Annotated in this window: 19 protein-coding genes; 15 read left to right on the top strand and 4 right to left on the bottom strand. The window is 65.5% G+C overall.

Annotated elements, in window-relative coordinates; genetic code table 11:
• Positions 1–8 precede the first annotated feature (8 nt).
• Both ACLBWL_RS08140 and ACLBWL_RS08145 read left to right on the top strand, forming a co-directional pair.
• Complete coding sequence (locus ACLBWL_RS08140; protein WP_447791799.1) at positions 9–767, top strand: SDR family oxidoreductase; 759 nt, start codon at positions 9–11, stop codon at positions 765–767.
• A gap of 168 nt (positions 768–935) precedes the next feature.
• Positions 936–2,045, top strand: coding sequence for a glycoside hydrolase family 130 protein (locus ACLBWL_RS08145; protein ID WP_447791801.1), 1,110 nt, complete (start codon positions 936–938; stop codon positions 2,043–2,045).
• Between the two features lie 61 nt (positions 2,046–2,106).
• Here ACLBWL_RS08145 and ACLBWL_RS08150 read toward each other — a convergent pair whose 3' ends face one another.
• Positions 2,107–2,463, bottom strand: coding sequence for a hypothetical protein (locus ACLBWL_RS08150; RefSeq protein ID WP_447791803.1), 357 nt, complete (start codon positions 2,461–2,463; stop codon positions 2,107–2,109).
• Between the two features lie 288 nt (positions 2,464–2,751).
• Positions 2,752–4,425, bottom strand: a complete 1,674-nt coding sequence (gene mqo, locus ACLBWL_RS08155; protein WP_447791805.1) for a malate dehydrogenase (quinone) — start codon at positions 4,423–4,425, stop codon at positions 2,752–2,754.
• 363 nt (positions 4,426–4,788) lie between these two features.
• Here mqo and ACLBWL_RS08160 point away from each other — a divergent pair, with 363 nt between their 5' ends.
• From ACLBWL_RS08160 to ACLBWL_RS08175, 4 genes are all read left to right on the top strand, one after another.
• Complete coding sequence (locus tag ACLBWL_RS08160; RefSeq protein WP_447791807.1) at positions 4,789–5,925, top strand: glycosyltransferase; 1,137 nt, start codon at positions 4,789–4,791, stop codon at positions 5,923–5,925.
• A gap of 69 nt (positions 5,926–5,994) precedes the next feature.
• On the top strand, positions 5,995–7,398 hold the full coding sequence (locus ACLBWL_RS08165; protein WP_447791809.1) for an NAD(P)H-dependent flavin oxidoreductase: 1,404 nt from the start codon (positions 5,995–5,997) through the stop codon (positions 7,396–7,398).
• A gap of 202 nt (positions 7,399–7,600) precedes the next feature.
• On the top strand, positions 7,601–8,227 hold the full coding sequence (locus tag ACLBWL_RS08170) for a LysE family translocator (protein ID WP_447791811.1): 627 nt from the start codon (positions 7,601–7,603) through the stop codon (positions 8,225–8,227).
• 158 nt (positions 8,228–8,385) lie between these two features.
• Positions 8,386–8,631: a hypothetical protein gene (locus ACLBWL_RS08175; RefSeq protein WP_447791813.1), complete on the top strand. Its 246-nt coding sequence runs from the start codon at positions 8,386–8,388 to the stop codon at positions 8,629–8,631.
• A 22-nt stretch (positions 8,632–8,653) separates the two neighbouring features.
• Here ACLBWL_RS08175 and ACLBWL_RS08180 read toward each other — a convergent pair whose 3' ends face one another.
• The gene (locus ACLBWL_RS08180; protein WP_447791815.1) at positions 8,654–9,652 is read right to left on the bottom strand and encodes a 2-hydroxyacid dehydrogenase; all 999 of its coding nucleotides are present in this window, start codon (positions 9,650–9,652) and stop codon (positions 8,654–8,656) included.
• A 108-nt stretch (positions 9,653–9,760) separates the two neighbouring features.
• On the opposite strand from ACLBWL_RS08180, the gene ACLBWL_RS08185 reads away from it, so the two are divergent.
• Together ACLBWL_RS08185 and ACLBWL_RS08190 are read left to right on the top strand one after the other, a co-directional pair.
• The gene (locus tag ACLBWL_RS08185; RefSeq protein WP_447791817.1) at positions 9,761–10,252 is read left to right on the top strand and encodes an SH3 domain-containing protein; all 492 of its coding nucleotides are present in this window, start codon (positions 9,761–9,763) and stop codon (positions 10,250–10,252) included.
• Positions 10,249–10,725 carry a GNAT family N-acetyltransferase gene (locus tag ACLBWL_RS08190; protein WP_447791819.1) on the top strand — a complete coding sequence of 159 codons (477 nt, stop codon included), beginning with the start codon at positions 10,249–10,251 and terminating at the stop codon, positions 10,723–10,725. The genes ACLBWL_RS08185 and ACLBWL_RS08190 overlap by 4 nt, the downstream gene beginning before the upstream one ends.
• A 50-nt stretch (positions 10,726–10,775) precedes the next feature.
• Here the strand turns inward: ACLBWL_RS08190 and ACLBWL_RS08195 are convergent, their stop codons facing one another.
• Entirely contained in the window at positions 10,776–11,969 is a 1,194-nt protein-coding gene (locus ACLBWL_RS08195) for an acetyl-CoA C-acyltransferase (protein WP_447791821.1), read from the bottom strand.
• An 88-nt stretch (positions 11,970–12,057) separates the two neighbouring features.
• Here ACLBWL_RS08195 and ACLBWL_RS08200 point away from each other — a divergent pair, with 88 nt between their 5' ends.
• The 7 genes from ACLBWL_RS08200 to ACLBWL_RS08230 all read left to right on the top strand — a co-directional run bounded on the left by ACLBWL_RS08200 (position 12,058) and on the right by ACLBWL_RS08230 (position 23,465).
• Complete coding sequence (locus tag ACLBWL_RS08200) at positions 12,058–12,309, top strand: hypothetical protein (RefSeq protein WP_447791823.1); 252 nt, start codon at positions 12,058–12,060, stop codon at positions 12,307–12,309.
• The gene (locus tag ACLBWL_RS08205; protein ID WP_447791825.1) at positions 12,302–13,057 is read left to right on the top strand and encodes a prepilin peptidase; all 756 of its coding nucleotides are present in this window, start codon (positions 12,302–12,304) and stop codon (positions 13,055–13,057) included. Before ACLBWL_RS08200 ends, ACLBWL_RS08205 begins: the two co-directional genes overlap by 8 nt.
• Positions 13,054–13,509 (top strand): hypothetical protein, encoded by a 456-nt coding sequence (locus ACLBWL_RS08210; protein WP_447791827.1) that lies wholly within the window; start codon positions 13,054–13,056, stop codon positions 13,507–13,509. The genes ACLBWL_RS08205 and ACLBWL_RS08210 overlap by 4 nt, the downstream gene beginning before the upstream one ends.
• Positions 13,510–13,648: 139 nt before the next feature.
• The gene (locus ACLBWL_RS08215) at positions 13,649–15,838 is read left to right on the top strand and encodes an autotransporter assembly complex protein TamA (protein WP_447791829.1); all 2,190 of its coding nucleotides are present in this window, start codon (positions 13,649–13,651) and stop codon (positions 15,836–15,838) included.
• The gene (locus ACLBWL_RS08220) at positions 15,838–20,091 is read left to right on the top strand and encodes a translocation/assembly module TamB domain-containing protein (RefSeq protein ID WP_447791831.1); all 4,254 of its coding nucleotides are present in this window, start codon (positions 15,838–15,840) and stop codon (positions 20,089–20,091) included. The genes ACLBWL_RS08215 and ACLBWL_RS08220 overlap by 1 nt, the downstream gene beginning before the upstream one ends.
• Before the next feature lie 69 nt (positions 20,092–20,160).
• The gene (locus ACLBWL_RS08225) at positions 20,161–21,645 is read left to right on the top strand and encodes a flavin-containing monooxygenase (RefSeq protein WP_447791833.1); all 1,485 of its coding nucleotides are present in this window, start codon (positions 20,161–20,163) and stop codon (positions 21,643–21,645) included.
• A gap of 467 nt (positions 21,646–22,112) precedes the next feature.
• Positions 22,113–23,465: an EAL domain-containing protein gene (locus ACLBWL_RS08230; protein WP_447791835.1), complete on the top strand. Its 1,353-nt coding sequence runs from the start codon at positions 22,113–22,115 to the stop codon at positions 23,463–23,465.
• The last annotated feature ends 162 nt before the right edge of the window (positions 23,466–23,627 follow it).

Raw genomic sequence — 23,627 nt, forward strand, 5'->3', positions numbered from 1 at the left:
GATACTTGATGACCGATCTCTCCGACGCACACACGACCGTTCGCCCGCTGAAGGGCCGCCGCGCGATCATCACCGGCGGGACCACCGGGATTGGGCGGGCGATCGCGGTGCTGCTCGCGGCGGAGGGGGCGAAGGTCTTCATCTGCGGGCGCGACGAACGCTATCTGGCGGACGCGCTCGCGCGTATCCGCGAGGTCGGCGAGGGCGAGGGGATGATCACCGAGCTCGCCGATCCCGACAAGGTCCGTGCGTTCTTCGATGCGGGCGAGGCGGCGATGGGCGGCTTCGACATCACCGTCATCAATGCCGCGGTCGCGGCGGGCGGCCTGATGCAGATGAGCGAGGACGAACTCCGCTACGCGATCGCGGTCGACTTCACCGCCTACATGCTGAGCGCACATCACGCCGCGCACCGGATGAAGCCGATCAGCGACATCGTCATCATCGGCTCGCTGAGCGCGCACATCCTCGGGCCGAGCTCGACGGTCTATGCCGGGGTCAAGGCGGGGATCGCGGGCTTTTCGGAGGCGTTGCGGCGTGAACTCGGACCGAAAGGGATCAAGGTGTCGCTGGTCGAGCCGGGCAAGGTCGGCTCTAACATGCAGTATCCCGACGTACCCGACGACAAGCAGCGCGCGATGATCAAGGCGGAGCAGATGCTGCGCGCGGAGGACATCGCCGCGGGGGTCGAGTTCCTGCTGACGCAACCGACGCGCACCGTGATCCAGCAGATCGTCATCGTCCCGCGGGCGCTTGAGGGGGAATAAGCGAGACGGCTAACCCATGCCCCCGTTCGCGCGGCGCCCGTCCCGTCATCCTGACGAAAGTCAGGATCCAGAGTAACGGCGAACTGCCCTTGATGACCCTGGATCCTGACTTTCGTCAGGATGACGGAGCAGGTGGAAGTCGCCAGACGTAAATCAAAGGAGAATAGCATGTTCGACCAGCTCGTCTTCACCCCCGCCGACATCGACCTGTCGCGCTCGCCGCTGGCGGGGAAGGTCGGTGCCGAGACCTATGTGCTCGGCGCGTTCAATCCGGGGATGACGCGGCTGGCGAACGGCAATCTGCTGCTGATGGTGCGCGTTGCCGAGGCGCTCAAGCAGCCGGTCAAGAACGGCAACGTCCACGCGATCCGGTGGCAGGACGGCGCATACCTGCTCGATGCGTGGCCGTTGCAGATGGTCGATACCAAGGATCCGCGTAAATTCCTGATCCCCGGCGGCGGGTGGAAGGTGATGGCGCTGACGTCGCTGTCGTGGCTCCTCCCGGTCGAGCTCGACGCCGAAGGACGATCGGTGGTCGCGGTGCATTACGACAAGGCCATCGCGCCGCGCACGTCGTACCAATGCTACGGCGTCGAGGATGCGCGGATCTCGAAGGTCGGCGACCGCTATCTGATGACCACCTGCTCGGTCAGCCCCGAGCGGCATTCGACCACGCTCTATACGTCCGCCGACGCGCTCGACTGGCACCTCGAAGGGATCGTCCTCGATCACCAGAACAAGGACATGCTGATCTTCGAAGGGCTGATCGACGGGCAATATTGGGCGCAGACCCGCCCGCTCGGCGACCTGTATTTCGCCTACCCGCCGGGCAGCGAATGGCGCAGCGGCCCCTCGATCAATCTGTCGCGCTCGCCCGACGCGCTCCACTGGAAACCGCACGACAAGCCCGGTATCCGGCCGCATGCCGCCACCGTCGCGACCGCGCGGATGGGCGGCGGGGCCCCTCCGATCCTGACCGATCGCGGCTGGCTGACGCTGTGGCACGGTGTCGAGCCATCGGGCGTGGTCGGCATCTACCGCACCTATTGGTCGATCCTCGACAAGGACGATCCGTCGATCACCGTTGCGACGGAGCATACCGCGCTGCTGGAGCCAAACCCGGCGCTGACCGAACCGCTGAAGGACCAGATGTACCTCGACAACGTCGTCTTCACGACCGGCATCGCGGACGCGGGCGACTTCTACGTGGTGGCGAGCGGCGAGGCGGATCTGGCGTGCCGCATCACGCATATCCCGAAGGGTGTTTTCGGAGCCTAGACGCCGCCGATGGACGAGCCCGGCAGGAGAACTTCGCACCGATGTTCTCCTGCCGGTTGCGTCAGCAGCGGCCGATCGACTTCGACACGATGACCTGGCCGGCGATCGAAATCGTCACCTTGACCCCGGTCGGGATGCCCCACGTCGTGCAGATGTCGATGCAGGCCTGCGCCGCGGTGCCGTTGGGAAATATCGAGGGGATTGGCAAACAGACCGATCCGAAGCCGAACGGCAGATTGACGCAGATTTGCCCGTTGTTGACCGTGACGCTGATGCACCCACCGGCGAGAACGAGCGCGCCGCCTTGGGATACATCGGTCGTCGTCGTGATTGCCGCCAGATTTGCAGTCTTCGCATGATGCGCAGCGGCATCGACAGCGCTCTGGATATGCTTTGCGTCGAAATCATAAGCAGCCATGGCAATCATCCTCGTTATCCGGGGAATCCCGGTAACGGATGGTTAGAGCTGATCTGTTATCGTCGACAATTTGAACCTGCTCCATAACGCAGTAATATCTGCGAATATGTCTGTGAAATGGAGAGAGTTTCCACGAATACTGTTGGCGATACGATTGTCTTGATGTCAGTCGCGCGAGAGTGGTTTCGGCAAGCCTTCCGGTGGCGGCGTGAAAACCGCCACCGGATCGTGATGCTCGACGTCAAAACCTGGTCGGCTACGCTAAATCCCTAGATCGATCCGTTCCGGTTACAGCGCCAGATCGGGGCTGCGGTCGACCTTGACGCGCGTGGCGGCGGGCTTCGGCTGCGTCGCGACCTGCACCGTCGGCGATGGTACCGTAAGCTGCAGCGTCTGCGCGGTCGCCGCCCAGGTCTTGGCGATCAGGTCGGGCTTGTCGTTGAGCGTGACGCCGTAGCTCGGGACGATCTCGCGGATCTTGCCCTGCCACGCCGCGGTAGCGAGATGGTTGGGAAACACCTTTTTCAACAGGTCGAGCATGATCGACGGCGCGGTCGAGGCGCCCGGCGACGCGCCGAGCAAGGCCGCGATCGAGCCGTCCTTCGACGCGACGATCTCGGTGCCGAGCTTCAGTACGCCGCCCTTGTTCGGATCGCGCTTGATGATCTGGACGCGCTGGCCCGCCTGCCACAGCCGCCAGTCGCCGTCCTTCGCCCCCGGGAAATATTCACGCAGCGCGGTCATCCGGTCGGCGTCGGACATGATCAGCTGCCCGGCGAGATATTCGACGAGATCGAAATCGTCCCAGCCGACCGCGATCATCGGCCGGAAATTGTCGAGCGTCACCGACGCCGGCAGATCGAAATACGAGCCTTCTTTCAGGAACTTGGTCGAGAAGGTCGCGAACGGTCCGAACAGCAGCGCCTGCTTGCCGTCGAGATAGCGCGTGTCGAGATGCGGCACCGACATCGGCGGCGAGCCGACCGCCGCCTTGCCGTACACCTTGGCGAGGTGACGCTGCGCCACCTCGGGCTTGTCGGTGACCAGGAACGAGCCGCCGACCGGGAAGCCGGCATAATCGTCGGCCTCGGGGATGCCCGACTTCTGCAGGATCGGCAGCGCGCCACCGCCCGCGCCGGCGAACACGAAGCGCGCATTGATGATCCGCTTCTCGTCGCTCTTCATGTCGCGCGCGGTCACCCGCCAGCGCTTGTCGGCACTGCGTTCGAGCGAGCGGACCTCGTGGCCGGTGGTCAGCGTGAAGCCGGGCTGCCTGCGCATCGCGTCGACATATTGGCGCGTGACCTCGCCCCAGTTGCAATCAGTGCCGAGCGGCGAGCGCGTCGCGGCAAGTTTCATCGCCGGGTCGCGGCCCTGCATCATCACGGGCACCCACTGCGCGATCTGCCTGGAATCGGTCGAGAATTCCATCCCCGAGAACAGCGGGCTCGCCTGCAACGCGGCATGCCGCTTGCGCAGGAAAGCGACGTTCGCATCGCCCCACACCAGGTTCATGTGCGGCGTCGAATTGATGAACGAGCGCGGATTGACGAGCATCCCCGCGTCGACCTGATGGCTGAGGAACTGGCGCGTGACCTGGAACTGCTCGTTGATCTCGATCGCCTTCTTGATCTCGACCAGGCCGTCGGCGCTGTTGACCGGCGTGTAGTTCAGTTCGCACAGCGCCGAATGACCGGTGCCGGCGTTGTTCCAGCCGTTCGAGCTTTCCTCCGCGACCTTGTCGAGGCGCTCGACCAGTTCGATCGTCCAGCTCGGTTCGAGCTGGTGGAGCAGCACTGCGAGCGTCGCGCTCATGATCCCACCGCCCACCAGCAGCACGTCGACGTTGCGCTCGGTCGGCGCGGCGTCGGCGGCGGCGAGAGGCAGCATCGCTGCGCCGCCCGCGGTGATCGCCGAGCCCAGCAGTCCGCGCCGCGTCACGCCCGCGGCGGCCTTGGTCACGCCGACGGAGTCGGGAGCGATACTATTGTCGTTGGAAGGGAGCCGCATCGTCGTGCCTCATCATTGCGGTCTGGCCTGGCCTCCAGCGCGTCGAGAGCGGGGACCGGAAACCATCACCGGATTGTCGTTCGGGCCGCGCGAGGAATCTGCCGCAATCGGGCAAAAACCATCGATCGAGCGCGACCGCTGCTCGAAATCCTCGTCCAACTCTCTGATAGTCTTGGGATGTCGTCACGCTGCTTGGTGCGCATGACGTTGTCGCCATTTAATGGCACTGCCTCACCGATCTTGCAAGTCCGGCGCCCGCCAGACGGGCTTGCGGCACCCTTGAAAGCGGACGCGAAAATCGGCATCCCCCGCCGCATGGCCGCACCCGTGAACATCCTCCATCTCCATTCCTCGTTCGATCTCGGCGGGAAGGAGGCGCGGGCGGTTCGGTTGATGAACGCGTTCGGCGATCGCGCGAGGCATACCATCGTCTCCGGAATGCCCGAGCAGACCAGTGCGCGGGAGTCGATCGCCAAGGGCATCCGTTACGAAATCGCGCAGACCCCGCCGCCGCTGACCGGCAAGCCCTCCGTGCAACGCTACGAGGCGATCGCGCAATACATGCGGCGGTTCGATCTGGTGTTGACGTACAACTGGGGCGCGATCGACGGGGCGATGGCGCGCCGCGCGTTCGGCAAGGGCGCGCCCCCGCTCGTCCATCACGAGGATGGGTTCAACGCCGACGAGGCGTCCGGACTGAAGATCGAGCGCAACATCTATCGGCGGCTCGCGCTGAGTGCTGCGTATGCGCTCGCGGTGCCGTCCGAGGTGCTCGAGGGGATCGCGCTGAACACCTGGAAACAGCCGCGCGACCGCGTACACCGGATCGTCAACGGCATCGGCACCGCCTATTACGCGCAGAAGCCCGAGCCCAAGGCGATCCCCGGTTTCACGCGCAACGCCAAGGAAGTCGTGATCGGCGCGCTGGCGGGTCTGCGCGAGGTGAAAGACCTCACCGCGCTTGTGCGGGCGGTCGGCGGCGTCTCGGGTCGGGTGCGGCTAGTGATCGTCGGCGAGGGGCCTGAGCGCGCCAACATCGTTCAGGCCGCCGCGGCGATGGGGATGGCGGACAAGCTGGTGCTGCCCGGATTCCTCGATCGGCCGTACCGGTATATCGGTCATTTCGACATGCTCGCGCTGTCGTCGCGGAGCGAGCAGTTTCCCATTTCGGTAGTCGAGGCGATGGCGGCGGGCCTGCCGATCGCCAGCTATCCGGTCGGCGACCTTAAGCGAATGGTCGCACCCGAGAACCTGCCGTTCGTCACCGACATCGCCAACGAAGTCCGGTTGCGCGACGCGTTGCAGGCGTTGGTGTCCGACCCTGCGCTGCGCGCCTCGGTCGGCGCGGCGAACCAGGCGAAGGCACGCGCCGAATATGACGAGGGCGTGATGATCGCCCGCTACCGCGACCTGTACGAAGCCGCATTGCAGCGGCCGGGTGCGCTGACGTAGGTCGCAATTTTGCTCGCACGATGCGTCCGTGCGTTCTAGTAGGCCGTATTTTCCGGGAGAGGTGACGTCGTGTTCAAGGGCCTGAAGCCTATCGTCTATAACGGTCGGGAAGTCTGGCCTCTGGTGGAAGGCGGCAAAGGAGTCGCGGCGACCAACCATGCCTCGGCCGGCGCCTGGGCCGCCGCGGGCGGGATCGGTACCGTCTCGGCGGTCAACGCCGACAGCTACGATCCCGACGGCAAGATCATTCCGCAGGTCTATCAGGCATTGACGCGGCGCGCGCGTCACGAGGAACTGGTCGAATACGCGATCGAGGGCGCGGTCCAGCAGGTCGAGCGTGCGTACGAGATCGCCGACGGCAAGGGCGCGATCAACATCAACGTCCTGTGGGAAATGGGCGGCGCGCAGCGGATCCTGCACGGCGTGCTGGAACGGACGCGTGGCAAGGTGGCCGGCGTCACCTGCGGTGCGGGCATGCCGTACAAGCTCTCCGAGATCACCGCGTCCTACGGCGTCAGTTATCTCCCGATCGTCAGTTCGGGGCGTGCGTTCCGCGCACTGTGGAAGCGCGCCTATTCGAAGGCGGCCGAATGGCTTGCCGCGGTAGTGTACGAGGATCCGTGGCTCGCAGGCGGGCATAACGGCCTGTCGAATGCCGAGGACCCACTAAAGCCGCAGAACCCGTATCCTCGCGTGAAGGAACTACGTGACGTGATGCGCGAGGGCGGCATCAGCGACGATGTGCCGATCGTGATGGCGGGCGGGGTCTGGTATCTGCGCGACTGGAACGACTGGATCGACAATCCCGAACTCGGCACGATCGCGTTCCAGTTCGGCACGCGACCCTTGCTGACCCGCGAGAGCCCGATCCCCGAGGGCTGGAAGAACGCGCTGACGCAGATCGAGCCCGGCGACGTGCTGCTGCACAAATTCTCGCCGACCGGCTTCTATTCGTCAGCGGTGCGCAATCCGTTCCTGCGCTCGCTCGAAGCACGCTCGGAGCGCCAGATCGCGTTCTCGACGCAGGAGGCGGGCGATCACGTGTTCCAGCTCGACGTCGGCGTGAAGGGCAAGAACTTCTGGGTCACGCGCAACGACCTGCTGCGTGCGCGGCAGTGGTTCGGCGAGGGCTACACCGATGCGCTCAAGACGCCGGACAACACGCTGGTGTTCGTCAGCCCGACCGAGAAGGGCATGATCCGCAAGGACCAAGCCGACTGCATGGGCTGCTTGTCGCAATGCTCGTTCTCGAGCTGGGCGGATACCGATACGAACTCGACCGGCCGCCTCGCCGATCCGCGCAGCTTCTGCATCCAGAAGACGCTGCAGGACATCGCGCATGGCGGCGACATCGACCAGAACCTGATGTTCGCGGGCCATGCGGCGTATAATTTCAAGAAGGACCCGTTCTATTCGAACGGGTTCGTGCCGAGCGTCGGGCAGCTGGTGGATCGGATCCTGACCGGGGATTGAACTGGGGTTTGAGGGCGGCGGCGCGTTACGACCTCCACCGCCGCCCAACAACCGTCACCCCAGCGAAAGCTGGGGTATCCTTCGTTGCAGACGACCGGAGTCCCACGCTGATACCCCAGCTTTCGCTGGGGTGACGGTCGAGGCCGGGCGATGGCCGCGAATGATCTGATGCGATGCCACGAACGGCGAACGGAGAACGCGCATGACTTTGCATCTGTGGTGGCTGTTCGTGGTCGCGGTGTTCCTGCTGTGCGGGACGCCAGGTCCGAACATGCTCCACGTCATGACGCGCAGCGTGTCGTTCGGCGTGCGGCGCAGCATCGCTGCGATGGCAGGCTGTCTCACCGCGCTGGTGCTGGTGCTCGCGGCCTCGGCGGCGGGGGTGTCCGCATTGCTGGCGGCATGGCCCCGCGTATTCGACGCGTTGCGCTATGCGGGCGTCGCATACCTGATCTTTCTCGGAATCAAGGCATGGCGCGGCGCCGGGTCGCCGATTGACGTAGGCGAGGATACGCTGCCGGCGACGGTCTCGAAGCGTCGCCTGTACCGCGGCGGGTTCGTGATCGGGATCAGCAACCCCAAGCTGCTGCTGTTCGCGGCAGCGTTCCTGCCGCAATTCGTCGACCGCGCCTCGCCGCAAGCGCCGCAGTTCGCGATCCTGGTGGCGACGTTCGCGGTGGTAGAGAGCTTCTGGTACGGCGTCTATGCCGCAGGCGGGCAGACGCTGGCGAAGTATCTGACGCGACCGGCGTTGCGGCGGGCGTTCGACCGCGCGACCGGGGCGATCTTCGTCGGCTTCGGGCTAGCGTTGTTGCGAGTGCGACCATAGCGGTCTGCCTTGCCGTCCGGGGGTGAAGCGCGCATAACGATTGCATTGCGGTGCCTTCTACGAGCGGGCCGTGACTGAGAGATGCTTTAAGCTCCCGCTCCGAGCCGGGAATGCCGTATGCGTCTTCATTCAACCTCAGCGAACTCCGGACATTCGTCGTGACGACAGGCACCGACACGGTCGTGCCGATCTCGCGCGCGGTCAACGTCAGCGTCGAACAGCCGCAGGTCGTCGCGATGTGCAAGAAGCACGACGCGACCATCAGCGCGATCGAAACACTGCCGTCGGGCGGCACGCGCGTGGTGCTGATGAACAGCGCCGATGCCGCCAAGATCATCAAGGCGTTCGGATCGAAGGTTCTCACCGGCACGGTGGCGCGGACACACTGGATGCGCGCGATCTAGTCGCGCTCCACCGACCGGCCGGTCAGATCCAGCCGTCGAGAACCTGGTCGGGGGGGCGGTGGCCGTCCGCCCACATGCGGATGTTCTGGATGACGCGCTCGCCCGACGCCATCCGGCCTTCGAGCGTGGCGGAGCCCATGTGCGGCAGCATCACGACGTTGGGCAGCGCGAGCAGGCGGGGATCGATCTCTGGCTCGTGCGCCCAGACGTCCAGCCCTGCGCCTGCCAGTCGTCCGGCCTCCAGCGCATCGACCAACGCACCCTCGTCGACGATCCCGCCGCGCGCCGCATTGATCAGATAGACCGACGGCCGCATCAGCGCGATTCGGCGCGCGTCGATCAGGGTGCGGCTGTCGGCGTTGAGCGGCGTGTGGATCGTGACGATGTCGACCGCGCCGAGCATTTCGTCGAGCGACTCGTGCCACGTCGCCGCCAGCTGCGCCTCGCGGACAGCGGGCAGGCGGTGGCGGTTGTGGTAATGGATCGTCAGCCCGAACGCGCGCGCTCTCAGTGCGACCGCCTGGCCGATCCGCCCCATCCCGACGATGCCGAGCGCCTTGCCACCGATCCGGTGGCCGAGCATCCCGCCCGGGCTCCACCCCTTCCATTGACCCGATCGCACCAGCTTCTCGCCCTCCGCCAGTCGCCGGGGAACGGAGAGTATCAGCGCCATCGTCATGTCGGCGGTATCCTCGGTGAGAACCCCCGGCGTGTTGGTGACGATGATCCCCCGCGCGCGCGCCGCCTTCAGGTCGATATGGTTCACGCCCGCGCCGTAGTTGGCGATCAGCTTCAGCCGGTCTCCGGCGCCCGCGATCAGCGCGGCGTCGATGTCGTCGGTGACGGTCGGCACCAACACGTCGCAGTCGGCCATCGCGGCGGCGAGCTGATCGCGCGTGAGCTTCGCATCGGCGCGGTTGTTGGTGGTGTCGAACAGCGTTTCGAGACGGTCCATCAGCGTGTCGGCCAGCTCGCGCGTGACGATCACCTTGGGGTTCGGACAGCGGCGGGTGTCGGTCATCCGGACGGCTTGGCGAAGCCGCGCCGACGCGTCAACTTGGTTGCGGCAAGCCTGTTGAGGGGCGGGGGGCATCGCGGTATCAGATGGCTTGCCAAACAGGACACGACCATGCGCCTTTTCGTCTTCGCGCTTTCCGTACTCGTTGCCGCGTCGCTGATACCCGACCCCGCCGGCGCCGCGGATCCGAAGCGGAGCTTGCCCTATTACGCGTCGATCTCGGCGGCGCGGGCGCGGATGCGGACCGGCCCGGCACGCACCTATCCGGCGAGCTGGCTGTACCAGCGCGCGGACTTGCCGATCAAGGTGGTCGCGATCTTCAAGGAATGGCGCAAGGTCGCCGATCCCGATGGCACCGAGGGCTGGATGCAGGCGAACCTGCTCAGCAGCACGCGCACCGCGATCGTCCGCGGGGCATCGCCGGTCGAGTTGCACGACCAGCCCAGAAGCTCGGGAAAAGTGCTGTGGCGCGCTGCGCCGGGAGTCGTCGGGCGGCTGAGCCAGTGCGGCAACGGCTGGTGCCGGTTCGACGTGAAGGGGCAGGCGGGGTTCGTCGACATCGGCGGTCTCTGGGGCGTCGAGGCGGGCGAGACTCTGCCTTGAATGACGGCGCGACGCCGTGGCGGATCGTCCGCGATGATCTGACCAAGTCGGAGGTCGTCGCGCTGGTTGAATTGCACTTGCGTGCGGCGCACGAAAATTCGCCGCCGGGGAGCGTTTTCGCGCTCGACCTGACCGGCTTGCGCGATCCGACCGTCACGGTCTGGTCGGCATGGGACGATGATCGCGTGGTCGGATTGGCGGCGTTGAAGCGGCTCGACGATACGCATTGCGAAGTAAAATCGATGCGCACCGCGCCGACCCACCTGCGACGCGGCCTCGGGCGCATGATGCTCGATCACGTGATGGCGGAGGCTCGGAAGCAGGGGTATCGGCGGATTAGTCTCGAAACGGGAACGACGCCGGCATTCGCGGCGGCGCATGCGTTGTACGATAGTGCCGGATTTACCGCCTGCGATCCGTTCGGATCCTATAGCGATAGGGTGTTCGCGGCTTATTACACCGCCGAACTGTAACCCTGAAAGGCCGAGGGAGCGGCGTCGCCCCCTCGGGCCCCTCAGGAGTGTCAGTTCATCAGTTCCACCGCCATCGCGGTCGCTTCGCCGCCGCCGATGCACAGCGAGGCGAGGCCGCGCTTCTGGCCGGTCGTCTCCAACGCCGACAGCAACGTCGCGAGAATACGCGCACCGCTCGCACCGATCGGATGGCCGAGCGCACACGCACCGCCGTGGATGTTGACGCGGTCGTGCGGCAGGCCAAGGTCGCGCATCGCGATCATCGCGACGACGGCGAACGCCTCGTTGACCTCGAACAGGTCGATGTCCGACGCGGACCAGCCCGCCTTCTCCATCGCTTTGCGCATCGCGAACACCGGCGCGGTCGTGAACAGCGACGGCGCGTGCGCGTGCGCGGCATGCGCGACGACGCGTGCGATCGGCGTGATGCCGAGCCGGTCGGCGACGCTCATGCGCGTCATCACCAGCGCGGCGGCGCCGTCGGAGATCGACGAGGCGTTGGCGGCGGTGATCGTACCGTCCTTCGAGAAGGCGGGCTTCAGCGTCGGGATCTTGGCGACATCGCCCTTGGCAGGCTGTTCGTCGAGCGACACCGTCGTCGGGCCCTTGCGACCGGCGATCTCGACCGCGACGATCTCGCGGTCGAACGCCCCGGACCTTTGCGCGGCCTGTGCGCGGTGGAGCGATTCGATCGCGTACTCGTCCATCTGCGCCCGCGTGAACTGGTAGTCGTGCGCGGTGTCCTCGGCGAAATTGCCCATCAGCTTGCCGGGTTCGTAGGCGTCTTCAAGCCCGTCGAGATACATATGGTCGTACATACGGTCATGGCCGATCCGGGCGCCACCGCGGTGACTTTTCGACAGATACGGCGCGTTGGTCATGCTCTCCATGCCGCCCGCGACGAGCAGGTCGACCGACCCGGCCGCGAGCGCATCGGCGGCAAGAATCGCCGCCTGCATCCCCGATCCGCACATCTTGTTGACGGTCGTCGCCTCGACATGATCGCCAAGCCCTGCGTTGATCGCCGCCTGTCGCGCCGGTGCCTGACCCAGTCCGGCCGGCAGGACGCAGCCCATGTAGATCCGCGCGATCTCGGCGGCGGACACGCCGGAGCGCTCGACGGCACCGCGCACCGCATCGGCGCCGAGCTGTGTCGCGGTCGCGCCCGCCAGCGCGCCCTGGAACGAGCCCATCGGCGTGCGCGCATAGGACAGGATGACGATGGGATCTCGATCGACGGCCACTGCAACTCTCCAAGTATTTTTCTGCCCCGTATCTGGGGTTGATGTGCGGCAATACAAAGCGCGACGGGACGCGCCTAGACCCGTCGGCATGGAAACCCTCATCACGACGCTCAAATGGTGTGCAGCAGGGTCGGGGGTGATCGCGGCCTTGATGGTGTCGCTTGATTTCGGCCGGCGCGTGACGGGGGGCGGGTTCGTGCTGTTCGTCGGCTCGTCGATCGCCTGGCTGTCGGGTGCGGCCTTGACCGGAGACTGGGCGCTCGGCACGCAGAACATCGTGTTGTTCGGGATCAACCTGCTCGGCGTCTATCGCTATCTGGTCCGCAAGACGGGTGACTGAAGCCGCAGTCTGGGCAGTGCTGCTGGGCGTGCTCGGCGCGATCATCGGCAGTTTCGTCGCGGCGCTGGTGATGCGCTGGCCCGAGGGGCGATCGGTGATTCGCGGGCGCTCGGCGTGCGATGCATGCGGGCGGACGTTGCGCGCCGCGGACCTCGTACCGCTGCTCAGCGCGCTGGTTCTGCGCGGTCGATGTCGCGGATGCCGGGCGCCGATCAGCCCGGTCCACTGGCGGATCGAACTGGCCGGGCTCGTGATTGGAGCCACGGCGGGGTACGTCGCACCGGGACCGATCGGTATCGCGGGCGCGGTGTTCGGCTGGCTGCTTCTGGCCCTGGCGAGCCTTGATCTGGTTGCGTTCTGGCTGCCCGACCGGCTGACATCGCTGCTCGCCCTGGCTGGTTTGGCGAGCGCGGCGCCGGGCATCGCCCCGTCGATCACCGACCGGCTGATCGGCGGCGCGGCCGGGTTCGGCGTGCTCTGGCTGGTCGCAGTCGGCTACAAGCGCGTGCGCGGCCGCGACGGCATGGGCGGCGGCGATCCCAAGCTGTTCGGCGCCATCGGACTGTGGCTCGGTTGGCAGATGCTGCCCGCCGTCCTGTTGATCGCGAGCATGGTCGGGCTCGGCGTCGTGCTTGCCGCGCAGATGAAGGGGCGGGCGATGGCGGCAGACACCGCGCTTCCGTTCGGCGCGTTGCTGGCGATCGCGGCTTATCCGGCGTGGCTGTTCATGATAGGCCTGACCCCATGATATCGTTCGCTCTTATGCTCGCGGTGCAGGCCGCCGGGTCGGTGCCATCGCCCAATCCCGGCCCCAATCCCGGCCCCAATCCCGGCCCCGGTCCGCTCGCGGCGATCGGTAAGCAGAAGCTGCCGGCAAAGGGCTGCGCGGCCTATCTCTGGACTCTGTCCGATCGCCAGCTGGTGGCGATGGCGAGTGCGGACCCGGCGCAGATCAGGCTCTCGATCGACGGCAAGCCACGTGATTTCGCGCTCGCGACGCAGTCCGGCGCGGCCGGTTTCGGGTTCGCCGGCGTGACGCAATATCGCGGCGGCGACGTAACCGCGACGCTCGACATGGCGATCGCGACGCGCGGCGACATCACCGCGGGCGCTACCGTCACCGACGCCTCGCTGCGGATCGATCGCCCCGGTCGCGATACGATCGTGGTGCCGGTCGGTGGCCTTATCGGCTGTGTTTAAAGCCTTTTTTCAGGAGATCGCGAGACGCAATCTCGCTGAGCTTAAAGTAAATGTTCGTGAAACCAAGCTAACGCCCATGCGTTACGTGGGCGAAGATGGGGGTGAGTCGAATACGATCGCTTCCCGTAAAGGGGATTGTGTGACAGCTTCGACTAGCCGGCATCAGTGGCTCGCTTTGGCGTTGGTAGCGTCATCTACGGGATTTGCGGGGGTCGTCTCCGCACAGATTGCCAAGCCGGGCACCGCGCCGGCCAAGGGTCCCGATGCGCCCAAACCCGACTCTTCGAAAGCCGGCGACGCCGCGCAACCGAACGATGCGCCGATCGTGCCCGATGCCGAGTTCGACAGCGCATTGCCACCGCTCAGCAACGACCTGAACGCGCCACTGGAACCGATGGCGGCCATGCCGGCAACCGCCGCTGCACCCGCAACCGCGACGCAGTCCGCGACAACCGTCACCGGCGACGTGCTGCCGCCGACCGGCCCGAGTGATCCGCAACTCGCCCAGCCGCTGACGCCGCTGTCCAGCTTCGACACGACCCCGCTCCAGACCGCGGCGGACATCAAGGACAAGGACGCGCCCGAGATCCGCTACGAAACCGCGACCAAGGGGCTCGACAAGGCGGGTGACGGGCTGGAAGGCGAATACAAGGCGCTCTCCGCGCTCGCCGAGGGCAAGGGTAAGGCGGCGAACGCCACGCAGGTCGCGGCGCGGGCGCGCGAGGACGAGGCGCTGGCGGTGCGGTTGCTGAAGTCGCTCGGTTATTACGACGCGACCGCGATCTCGACGATCGAGACTTTCCCCGACGCCGACAAATCCAAACCCGCGCGCCTGAAGGCAATGGTCAGCGCGCAGCCCGGTCGGCTGTATTCGCTGTCGTCGATCACCGTAAAGGCAGATCCGACGACACCCCCCGATCTGGTCCGCAACGAACTGCCGCTGAAGGTCGGCGACCCGATCGAGGCCGCTCGCATTCAGGGCGCGGAGGCGAACGTCAGCCTGACGCTGCCGCAGCAGGGCTATCCATTCGTCAAGATCGGCGAGCGCGACATCCTGCTCGACGACCAGACCCCGACCGGCGCGTACACGCTGCCGGTGGACACGGGGCCGCGCTCGTCGTTCGGGCAGGTGCGGACCGAAGGCGATCCGGTGTTCGATCTCGAGCATCTCGATCTGTTCCCGCGGTTCAAGTCGGGCCAGTTGTACGACAACCGGCTGACCGACGATCTGCGCGATGCGCTGGTCGCGACGTCGATGTTCTCGACCGTGTCGGTCGAGCCGGTGCGGACGGGGACGATAAACCCGGACGGCACCGAACAGGTCGACGTGCTGGTCCGCCAGAATGCCGGCAAGGTGCGGACGCTGGGCGGCAACGTCGGGTACGCGACCGGGCAGGGCTTCCGCGCGGAAGGTACCTGGCAGCACCGCAACCTGTTCCCGTACGAGGGCGCGCTGATCGCATCGGTCGTCGGGGGTACGCAGGAGCAGGGCGTGTCGGGCACGTTCCGCCGCGCGAATGCCGGCAAGCGCGACAGGACTTTCAGCCTGACCGCCGGCGCCAACCATTCGAATTACGACGCGTATGATGCGTTCACGACCAGCGTCGGCGTGCGCTGGAGCTACGATTCGACGCCGATCTGGCAGAAGCCGCTGACCTATTATTATGGCGGCGAACTCGTCGGCACGAACGAGAGCGTCTACGACTTCACGCAGGACAAGGACGTCCGCCGAACCTACGGCATCGTCGCGCTGCCCGGCCAAGTGTTGTTCGATCGCTCGGACAGCCTGCTCAATCCGGCCAAGGGCTATCGCCTGAAATTGAACCTCAGCCCCGAGACGTCGGTGCAGGGGTCGGTGAAGCCCTATGTCCGCGCGATGATCGAGGGGACGTTCTACTATCCGGTGTCGTCCAGCATCGTGATCGCCGGGCGCGCCAAGGCCGGTACGATCCAGGGTATCGATCGCGATGATCTCGCGCCGTCGCGGCGCTATTACGGCGGCGGCGGCGGATCGGTGCGCGGCTATGGCTATCAGCGCCTCGGGCCGTTCGATCCCAACGGCAACCCGGTCGGCGGCCGCTCGCTCAACGAATTCGCGCTCGAGGCCCGGTATCGGTTCGGCGACTACGGCATCGTGCCGTTCATCGATGCCGGCAACAGCTACGAGAGCAGCACGCCCAACCTGTCGTCGCTGCGCTACGGCGCGGGCATCGGCGGCCGGTTCTACACCAGCTTCGGACCGATGCGGTTCGACGTCGCGACTCCGCTGAACCCGCGCAAGGGTGACGGCAAGATCGCGCTCTACATCTCGATCGGGCAGGCATTCTGATGGCCGAAAACGGCACACCCCCTGCTGAGCGGGACCAGTTCGAACAGACCGAAACGGTGATCGTCGACCGTCGCCCTCTGTGGCAGCGTGTTCTGAAATGGCTCGCGATCGTGGTCGTCGGCCTCGTCGCGCTCGTCCTGATCGTGCTGTTCGGGATCAACACCGATCCGGGCCGACGCCTCGTCGCCGACCAGATCGGTGGCTACACGACCGCATCGGGGCTGAACATCAAGGTCGGCCGGATCGATGGCTCGATCTACGGCGCAATGACCTTGAGCGATGTCCGCGTGTCGGACCCCAAGGGCGTCTTCCTGACCAGCCCCAAGCTCGCCGTCGACTGGCGTCCCTTCGCGTTCGCCAGCAATCATGTCGACGTGCGCTCGCTGACGACGCCGCTCGTCACGCTGCAGCGCCGCCCAGTCCTGAACGCGACGCCGACCGATCCCAACGCGCCGCTGCTTCCCGATCTCGATATCGACATCAACCGTCTGGCGATCGACCGTTTCCTGATCGCCAAGCCCGTCACCGGCCAGACGCATATCGTCAGGATCGACGGCACCGTGCATGTCGCCGACAAGCGCGCGCAACTGACGACCAATGCCGTCGCGCTGACCGGACCCGGGATCGCCGGTGGCGATCGCCTGATGCTCAAGCTCGACGCGGTGCCCGATCAGAACAAGCTCGACGTCAATGTGAAGCTGACCGCACCGGTCGGCGGCGTCGTCTCGACGATGGGCTCGCTGAAGGCGCCGCTCACCGCGACCGTTGATGGGCGTGGCAGCTGGGCGTCGTGGCAGGGGCGCGCGATTGCGACGCTCGGAGGCGGCCAACTCGCCAACCTCGCACTGACCGCCAGGAACGGGCATATCGAAGTCCGCGGCTCGACACGTCCCGGCCTGTATCTCGAAGGGCCGGTCGAGCGGCTGACGGCGCCGCAGCTCGACGTGGCGATCGACACGACGCTCAACGATCGTAAAGCCGACACGCGGATGACGCTGAAGTCGGACGCGCTCGCGGTCGATGCCGGCGGCCTGATCGATCTCGCCAACAATCGCTTCGGCAATTTCGCGGTGAGCGCGAAGCTGCTGACCCCCGGCGCGATCCTGCCGAACCTGCGCGGGCGTGACGTCACGGCGCGCGTCGTGCTCGACGGTGCGTTTGCGACGCCGACCGTCGATTACAAGGTCAAGGCCGCGACGATCGCGTTCGGCGACATGGGCGTCGAGAACCTCTACGCCGAGGGTCTAGCGCGTGTGAACGCGGACCGCATCCTCGTTCCCATCAAGGCGCGGGCAAAGCGCGTCACGGGCCTGAACGCCGCAGTCGGCGGGCTTGCCACCAACGTCGCGATCGACGGCGACTTCGCGATCTCGGGCGTCAATGTCCTCTCCGACAATCTCAAGATCCGCTCGGACAAGGTCGATGCGACCGCCGTGGTCGTCGCGAACATGTCCACCGGCCGCTACACCGGCGCGCTCAAGGGGCGGGTCAACAACTACCGCGTCGACGGCATCGGCATCGTCAACCTGACGACCGACGCCAAGCTGGTGCCGGGGCCTAAGGGCGGGTTCGGGATCACCGGTCACGTCGTCGCGCAGACCGCGCAGATCTTCAACGAAGGCGCACGCAGCTTTCTCGGCGGCAACGCGATCGTCCGCTCGGACATCGGCTATAGCCCCGAAGGCATCGTCACCTTCCGCAATCTCCGCATGAACGCGCCACAGTTCCGCGTGACGCGCGGCGAAGGCCGGTTCGACCCGGCCACCGGCGCAATGCTGGTCAACGCCGATGCCTATTCCACCGTCTACGGCCCGCTGACCGCGCGCGTCACGGGAAGCGCGACTGCGCCCGTCGTCGTGCTCCGCGCACCCCGTCCCGGTGTCGGCGTCGGGCTCGTCAACCTCAACGCGCGGATCGTCGGCCGCGGCGGTGCCTATGCCGTCACCGCGAGTGGTGGCACAAATTACGGGCCGTTCACCGCCGACGTGCTGGCGACGCCCGGTACCCAACTCGCGATCGATGTTCGCCGCGTCGTGTTCGCTGGCATTACCGGTCGGGGCCGGATCGTGCAGACCGCGCCGGGCCCGTTCGCTGGCGCGCTCCAGTTCGCAGGGCAGGGCCTGACGGGCAATGTCCGTCTCGCCAACCAGGGCGGCTATCAGCGCGCCGACGTCGCGGCCCGTGCAAACGGCGCCAAGATCCCCGGCATGGTCGACTTCACGATCGGCCGCGCGATCGTCAGCGCGACCGCGGTGCTGACGCCGACGCCGCAGATCGTCGCCGACGCCCAGATCGCGGACATGCGCTACGGGGCGATCGTCCTGTCGGCGGCACGCGCCAAGGTGAACTATGTCGGCGGCAACGGTACCGCGCAGGCGGTGCTGACCGGCTCGAACGGCGTGCCCTTCCGCCTCGCGGTCAACGCCAAGCTCAGCCCGAACACTTACCTCGTCGCCGCGCAGGGCCAGGCCAACGGCATCGACTTCCGCACCGTCAATCCGGCGCGCATCCAGGCGGTGAAGGGCGAATATCGCCTGTCGCCGACCCGGATCGACTTCGGCGGTGCCGGTGGCGGTTCCGCGCGTCTGGCGGGCAGCTACGGCCGTGGTACGAACGCGCAGGTCCGCCTGGATCGTCTCGACCTGTCGACCTTGTCCGCGCTGGTCCCCAATCTGGGTATCGGCGGCAAGGCGACCGGCAGCCTCGACTTCTCGCAGGCCAGTTCGGCCGCGGTGCCGACCGCGGACGCCCGCGTGACCGTCACCAACTTTACCCGCTCGGGCCTCGCCGCCGTCTCCGAACCCGTCGATATCGTATTCGCAGGCACGCTCGGTGGCGACGGCGCGACCGGTCGGGCGCTGGTACGTCGCGGCCCGTCGGTGATCGGTCGGATGGTCGCCAATTTGCGCCCGTTGCCAGCAGGCGGTGGTTCGTGGAGCACGCGCCTGATGGCCGCGCCCCTGTCGGGCGGGATCCGCTACAACGGCCCCTCGGCGGTGCTGTTCAGCTTCGCCGCCATCCCCAACCAACAGCTCAGCGGACCGATCGCGGTCGCCGCCGACTTCTCCGGGCGCGTGCAGGCGCCGCAGTTGAACGGAGTCGTCCGCGCCGACAACCTGACCTACGACAACGAGACCTACGGGACGCGCCTGTCGCAGATGCGGATCGTCGGCCGCTTCTCGAACACCGATTTGCAACTGACGCAGCTGACTGCCAAGGCTGGCGACGGGACCGTGCAGGCACAGGGCAGGATCGGTTTTGCGGCGGATAGCGGCTTCCCGATCGATATCCGCGCCACGCTGAACAAGGCGCAGCTGGCGAAGAGCGATGCCATCAGCGCGACCACGACGGGCACGGTCCACCTCACGCATGATCGCAACGGCGGGCTGATCCAGGGCGATCTCCAGATCCCCGAGGCCCGGTATCAGATCATCCGCCAGGGCCAGGCCGAAGTCCCCGAACTGACCGGGGTGCGGCGTAAGGGCGATGTCCGCACGCCGCTGTCGACCGATCGGTCGCAGGTGCCGACCGCCGGATCGTTCAAGCTCGACCTGCGCGTTCGCGCGCCGAACCAGCTGTTCGTCTCGGGCATGGGCCTCGAGTCCGAATGGGAGATGGACATGCGGATCGGCGGCACGTCCGCCGCGCCGATCGTCACCGGCGGGCTCGATATCGTCCGCGGCACCTATTCGTTCTCGGGCAAGCGGTTCGACGTCACCAAGGGGCAGATCCGCTTCCGCGGCGGCGCGCTGACCGATCCGGACATCAACATCGAGGCGAGCACCACCACCAGCGACATCACCGTCACGATCGTGATCACCGGCACCGGCCAGAAGCCGCAGATCGCGTTCACCTCGACGCCGACGCTGCCGCAGGACGAGGTGCTCAGCCGGCTGCTGTTCGGGGCTAGCCCGGCTAATCTGTCCGCAACCGAGGCGATCCAGCTGGCGTCCGCGCTGAACTCGCTGCGCGGGTCGGGCGGGGGCGGTTTGAACCCGCTCGGCAAGCTGCGCTCGGCGACCGGGTTCGACCGGTTGCGCGTGCTCGGTGCCGACTCGGCGACCGGCCGCGGCACGAGTCTCGCTGCGGGCAAGTACATCACGAAGAACATTTATGTGGAGATCGTAACCGACGCGAAGGGCTTTACCTCGACCCAGCTCGAGATCGCATTGACGAAGGCACTCAGCCTGTTGTCGGCGGCGGGGTCAAGCGGCGGCCAGAGCGCCAGCGTCAAATATTCGAAGGACTATTGAGTAAAGATCGCAACAGGATAGGTTCGGTTATGAAACCTACGGCGTAACGCCGGGGCATGAGGATGCAGCATGACCGAACATGTCGACGTGATCGTGGTGGGCGCCGGCATTTCCGGCATAGGGACCGGCTACCACCTGCAAACGCGCTGCCCTGACCGAACCTACATGATTCTCGAGGGGCGGCAGTCGATGGGCGGGACGTGGGACTTGTTCCGCTATCCCGGCATCCGGTCCGATTCGGACATGCACACGCTGGGGTTCGCCTTCCACCCCTGGACCGCAGCGAAATCCATCGCCGACGGCCCGTCGATCCGCGCCTATGTCGAGGATACGGCGAAGGAGTACGGCATCGACCGGAAGATCCGCTACGGCCATCACGTGAAGTCCGCCGAATGGTCGACCGAGGACGCACGCTGGACGGTCGAGGCTACGGGACCGGATGGTCCGGTAACGCTGACCTGCAACTTCCTCTCGATGTGCGCGGGCTACTACAATTATGCCAAAGCCTATTCGCCCGAATTCGAGGGGGCGGAGAGTTTCGCGGGGCGGATCGTCCACCCCCAGTTCTGGCCCGAAGACCTCGACTACGCGGGTAAGCGCGTCGTCGTCATCGGCAGCGGCGCGACTGCGGTGACGCTCGTGCCGACGATGGCGAAGACGGCCGCACATGTGACGATGCTCCAGCGCTCGCCGACCTACATCGTCGCGCGCCCCGGCGAGGACAGCGTCGCGAACTGGCTGCGCGGCAAGCTGCCTGCGAAGGCCGCATACGGCATCACGCGGTGGAAGAACGTCCTGATGGGGATGGTCTTCTACCGGCTCGCGCGCAAGAAACCGGCGAAGATCAAAGAGCGGATGATCGGCATGGTCCGCGATCAACTCGGTCCGGACTATGACGTCGCAACGCATTTCACGCCGCGCTACAATCCCTGGGACCAGCGCGTCTGCCTGGTGCCCGACGGCGACCTGTTCACCGCGATCAACGCCGGCACCGCGTCGATCGTTACCGATACAATCGCCAGGATCACGCCCGAGGGTATCCAGCTCGATTCGGGGAAGGATCTGCCCGCCGACGTGATCGTCACCGCGACCGGGCTCGAATTGCAGCTGATGAGCGGAGTCGCGTTCAGCCTCGACGGACAGCCGATCCAACTCGCGGGGCGGCTTCAATACAAGGGCATGATGTTCGACGGCGTACCGAACCTGTCGTCGACGTTCGGTTACACCAACGCATCGTGGACGCTGAAGGCGGATCTCACCGCCGTGTACGTCTGTCGGTTGCTCAACACGATGACGAAGCGTGGATTGCGGCAGGCGACGCCGACCAATGGCGATCCTAGCATGAAGCGCGAGGCGTTCCTGGATTTCACCTCCGGCTACGTGCAACGTGCGGCAGCAGCACTGCCCGTCCAGGGTGAGCGCAAGCCCTGGAAATTGAACCAGAATTATGCGCTGGATCTGCTGGTGTTGAAATTCGGGTCGGTCGATGACTCGATGATTTTCTCGAACCCGGCGAAGCCGGTTCGATCGAGCCGCGATTTGATGAAGGCATGACGGTCACTCGACGGCCTTAGTTCTCCAATGCGATGCGGGACATCTAGATTAGGCGATTCGTCGCGCGTTCATGTGGTGCCGCGCGGACTGGAGGTGGCCAAGTTCCGTCAGCGCAAATACTGGAAAGCCTAAGGCGTTTAGCGTGCCCATCACGTATCAAGTTCGATACGCTTACCATTGACTAATATAGATTAAGTGTCGGCCCGAAAACCGGACCCGCCAACCAGTGGCGGGTCCATTTCCGGACCGACGAACGTCATTCACCAAGGCTTGATGGTGACGCCGAGGATGAGGGCAATGATATTCAGCATTTTTATGCTCCCTTATGGGCACCGATAACGGTGCCCGCTCAACATATCACTAACGCGGCGTTAAACAATCACAGTTATACTCTGTTAACCATACATTATCGGCCCGTTTCGGTTTCGGTTAAGAGTATGTTTAAGGCTCGCGGATAGCACGGTGGGATGAGGGAACATCCGTACTCGCAGCTCGAGTGCAGCACGGCGCAAACTACTGCGCGGCTGGCAAATCCGGTTGCGCTCGGCGCGCTCGGGCAAGAGGGCCTCGGTGACAAGGCTCCGAACGATTGGCGTTTCCTGATCCTGGCGGAAGTTGCCAATTTTGCGGCGCTCAGACGCCATGTTGGCAGGGCGCGTTCCGAAACCCTGATTCTCGATGTCGCGACGCGGGTCGGCGAGGCTCTTCCAGATGCCCGTATCGTGGTCATCGGTCGTGAAATGCTGGAAATTGCATTCGAGAGCGGGGCACGACTGGCGCTGGATGTCGCCATCGCAGCGTTGCAAAACGCCTTCGAAGTCCCTTTCGACATCGATGGAGAAACGCATGTCATCCAGGCGCGGCTCGGTGGTGCCGCGGCGGCGCCACATCGCGACGAGGTCCACCTTGTAGAGGCGGCAGAGCAGGCGTTGGCAGAAGCTCGAAAGGATCGAGTCCCGATTGCGCTCGACGTAGCTGGTAGCACAGAAGCGATCGATCGCGCCCAACTCGTCGAGGACCTGACTGCGGCGATCGAAAACGAAGAGCTCTTCCTGCAATATCAACCGAAGGTGCATCTTCGGCGGCAGCAGATCACGAGCGTCGAGGCCTTGGTTCGCTGGAATCACCCGACCCGGGGATTGGTGCTGCCGAGCGACTTCATTCCGCTGGCCGAAGAAACCCACGATATCGTCGCCTTGACGCTGTGGACGATCCGTCGCTCGATCGAGGATCAGAAGATATTGTCGCGGGCCGGGCACGACCTGCGGGTGTTCATCAATATCTCCGGTGTGCTTCTGGCGGACGCGTGGTTCGTCAGACAGGCCTGCGCGTTGGTCGAGGAAAGCGGCGCCCAGCTCGGGTTCGAGATCACCGAAACGTCGGTCATTCGCGATCCGGAAAGCGCGATCGCGAACCTCAAGGTTTTTGCGGAGATCGGCATTGTCATCGCGATCGACGATTACGGGGCCGGGCTGTCCTCGCTGGCCTATCTGAAGCAGTTGCCTGCGCGCGAATTGAAGATCGACAAGCTGTTCGTCACGCAGCTGACGAGCTCGAACCGCGATCCGCTGATTGTCCGCTCCACCATCGATCTGGCGCATGCGCTGGAAATGGAAGTCGTGGCGGAGGGCGTCGAGACACCCGCGGCGATGGCGCTGCTATCGGTGATGGGTTGCGACATGATCCAGGGGTTTCTGATCAGTCGTCCCATTAATATCGATGCGCTGATCCATTTTCTCGACGACGGGAAATCGCTGGCTATGGCAACCGACGTCCGGGCCCCGTTCAATCGATTGGCGACCGTGTGGAAGCGCGCCTGATCTCAGTCACTCTTCGGAGTTTCGCTTTGGTCATGGCGTTACTTCTGGTGTGTACCGCCCCGTCGTCGGCAAAGGCAGCGCAGACCCCGCCGGCGAGAGCGACAAGCGAAAGGTATGAAGCGGCGGTTGCCGGAGCGAAAGCGGCCATGCTGGTCGACCCTA

It is taken from the genome of Sphingomonas sp. M1A8_2b (assembly GCF_053345535.1).

Bases quoted from the DNA above. Each gene is read 5' to 3' on its own strand.
- ACLBWL_RS08170 (WP_447791811.1), top strand. From the start codon at position 7,601: ATGACTTTGCATCTGTGGTGGCTGTTCGTGGTCGCGGTGTTCCTGCTG.
- ACLBWL_RS08220 (WP_447791831.1), top strand. From the start codon at position 15,838: ATGGCCGAAAACGGCACACCCCCTGCTGAGCGGGACCAGTTCGAACAG.
- ACLBWL_RS08200 (WP_447791823.1), top strand. From the start codon at position 12,058: ATGGAAACCCTCATCACGACGCTCAAATGGTGTGCAGCAGGGTCGGGG.
- ACLBWL_RS08210 (WP_447791827.1), top strand. From the start codon at position 13,054: ATGATATCGTTCGCTCTTATGCTCGCGGTGCAGGCCGCCGGGTCGGTG.
- ACLBWL_RS08180 (WP_447791815.1), bottom strand. From the start codon at position 9,652: ATGACCGACACCCGCCGCTGTCCGAACCCCAAGGTGATCGTCACGCGC.
- ACLBWL_RS08185 (WP_447791817.1), top strand. From the start codon at position 9,761: ATGCGCCTTTTCGTCTTCGCGCTTTCCGTACTCGTTGCCGCGTCGCTG.
- ACLBWL_RS08230 (WP_447791835.1), top strand. From the start codon at position 22,113: ATGAGGGAACATCCGTACTCGCAGCTCGAGTGCAGCACGGCGCAAACT.
- ACLBWL_RS08145 (WP_447791801.1), top strand. From the start codon at position 936: ATGTTCGACCAGCTCGTCTTCACCCCCGCCGACATCGACCTGTCGCGC.
- ACLBWL_RS08150 (WP_447791803.1), bottom strand. From the start codon at position 2,463: ATGGCTGCTTATGATTTCGACGCAAAGCATATCCAGAGCGCTGTCGAT.
- ACLBWL_RS08140 (WP_447791799.1), top strand. From the start codon at position 9: ATGACCGATCTCTCCGACGCACACACGACCGTTCGCCCGCTGAAGGGC.
- ACLBWL_RS08225 (WP_447791833.1), top strand. From the start codon at position 20,161: ATGACCGAACATGTCGACGTGATCGTGGTGGGCGCCGGCATTTCCGGC.
- ACLBWL_RS08160 (WP_447791807.1), top strand. From the start codon at position 4,789: ATGGCCGCACCCGTGAACATCCTCCATCTCCATTCCTCGTTCGATCTC.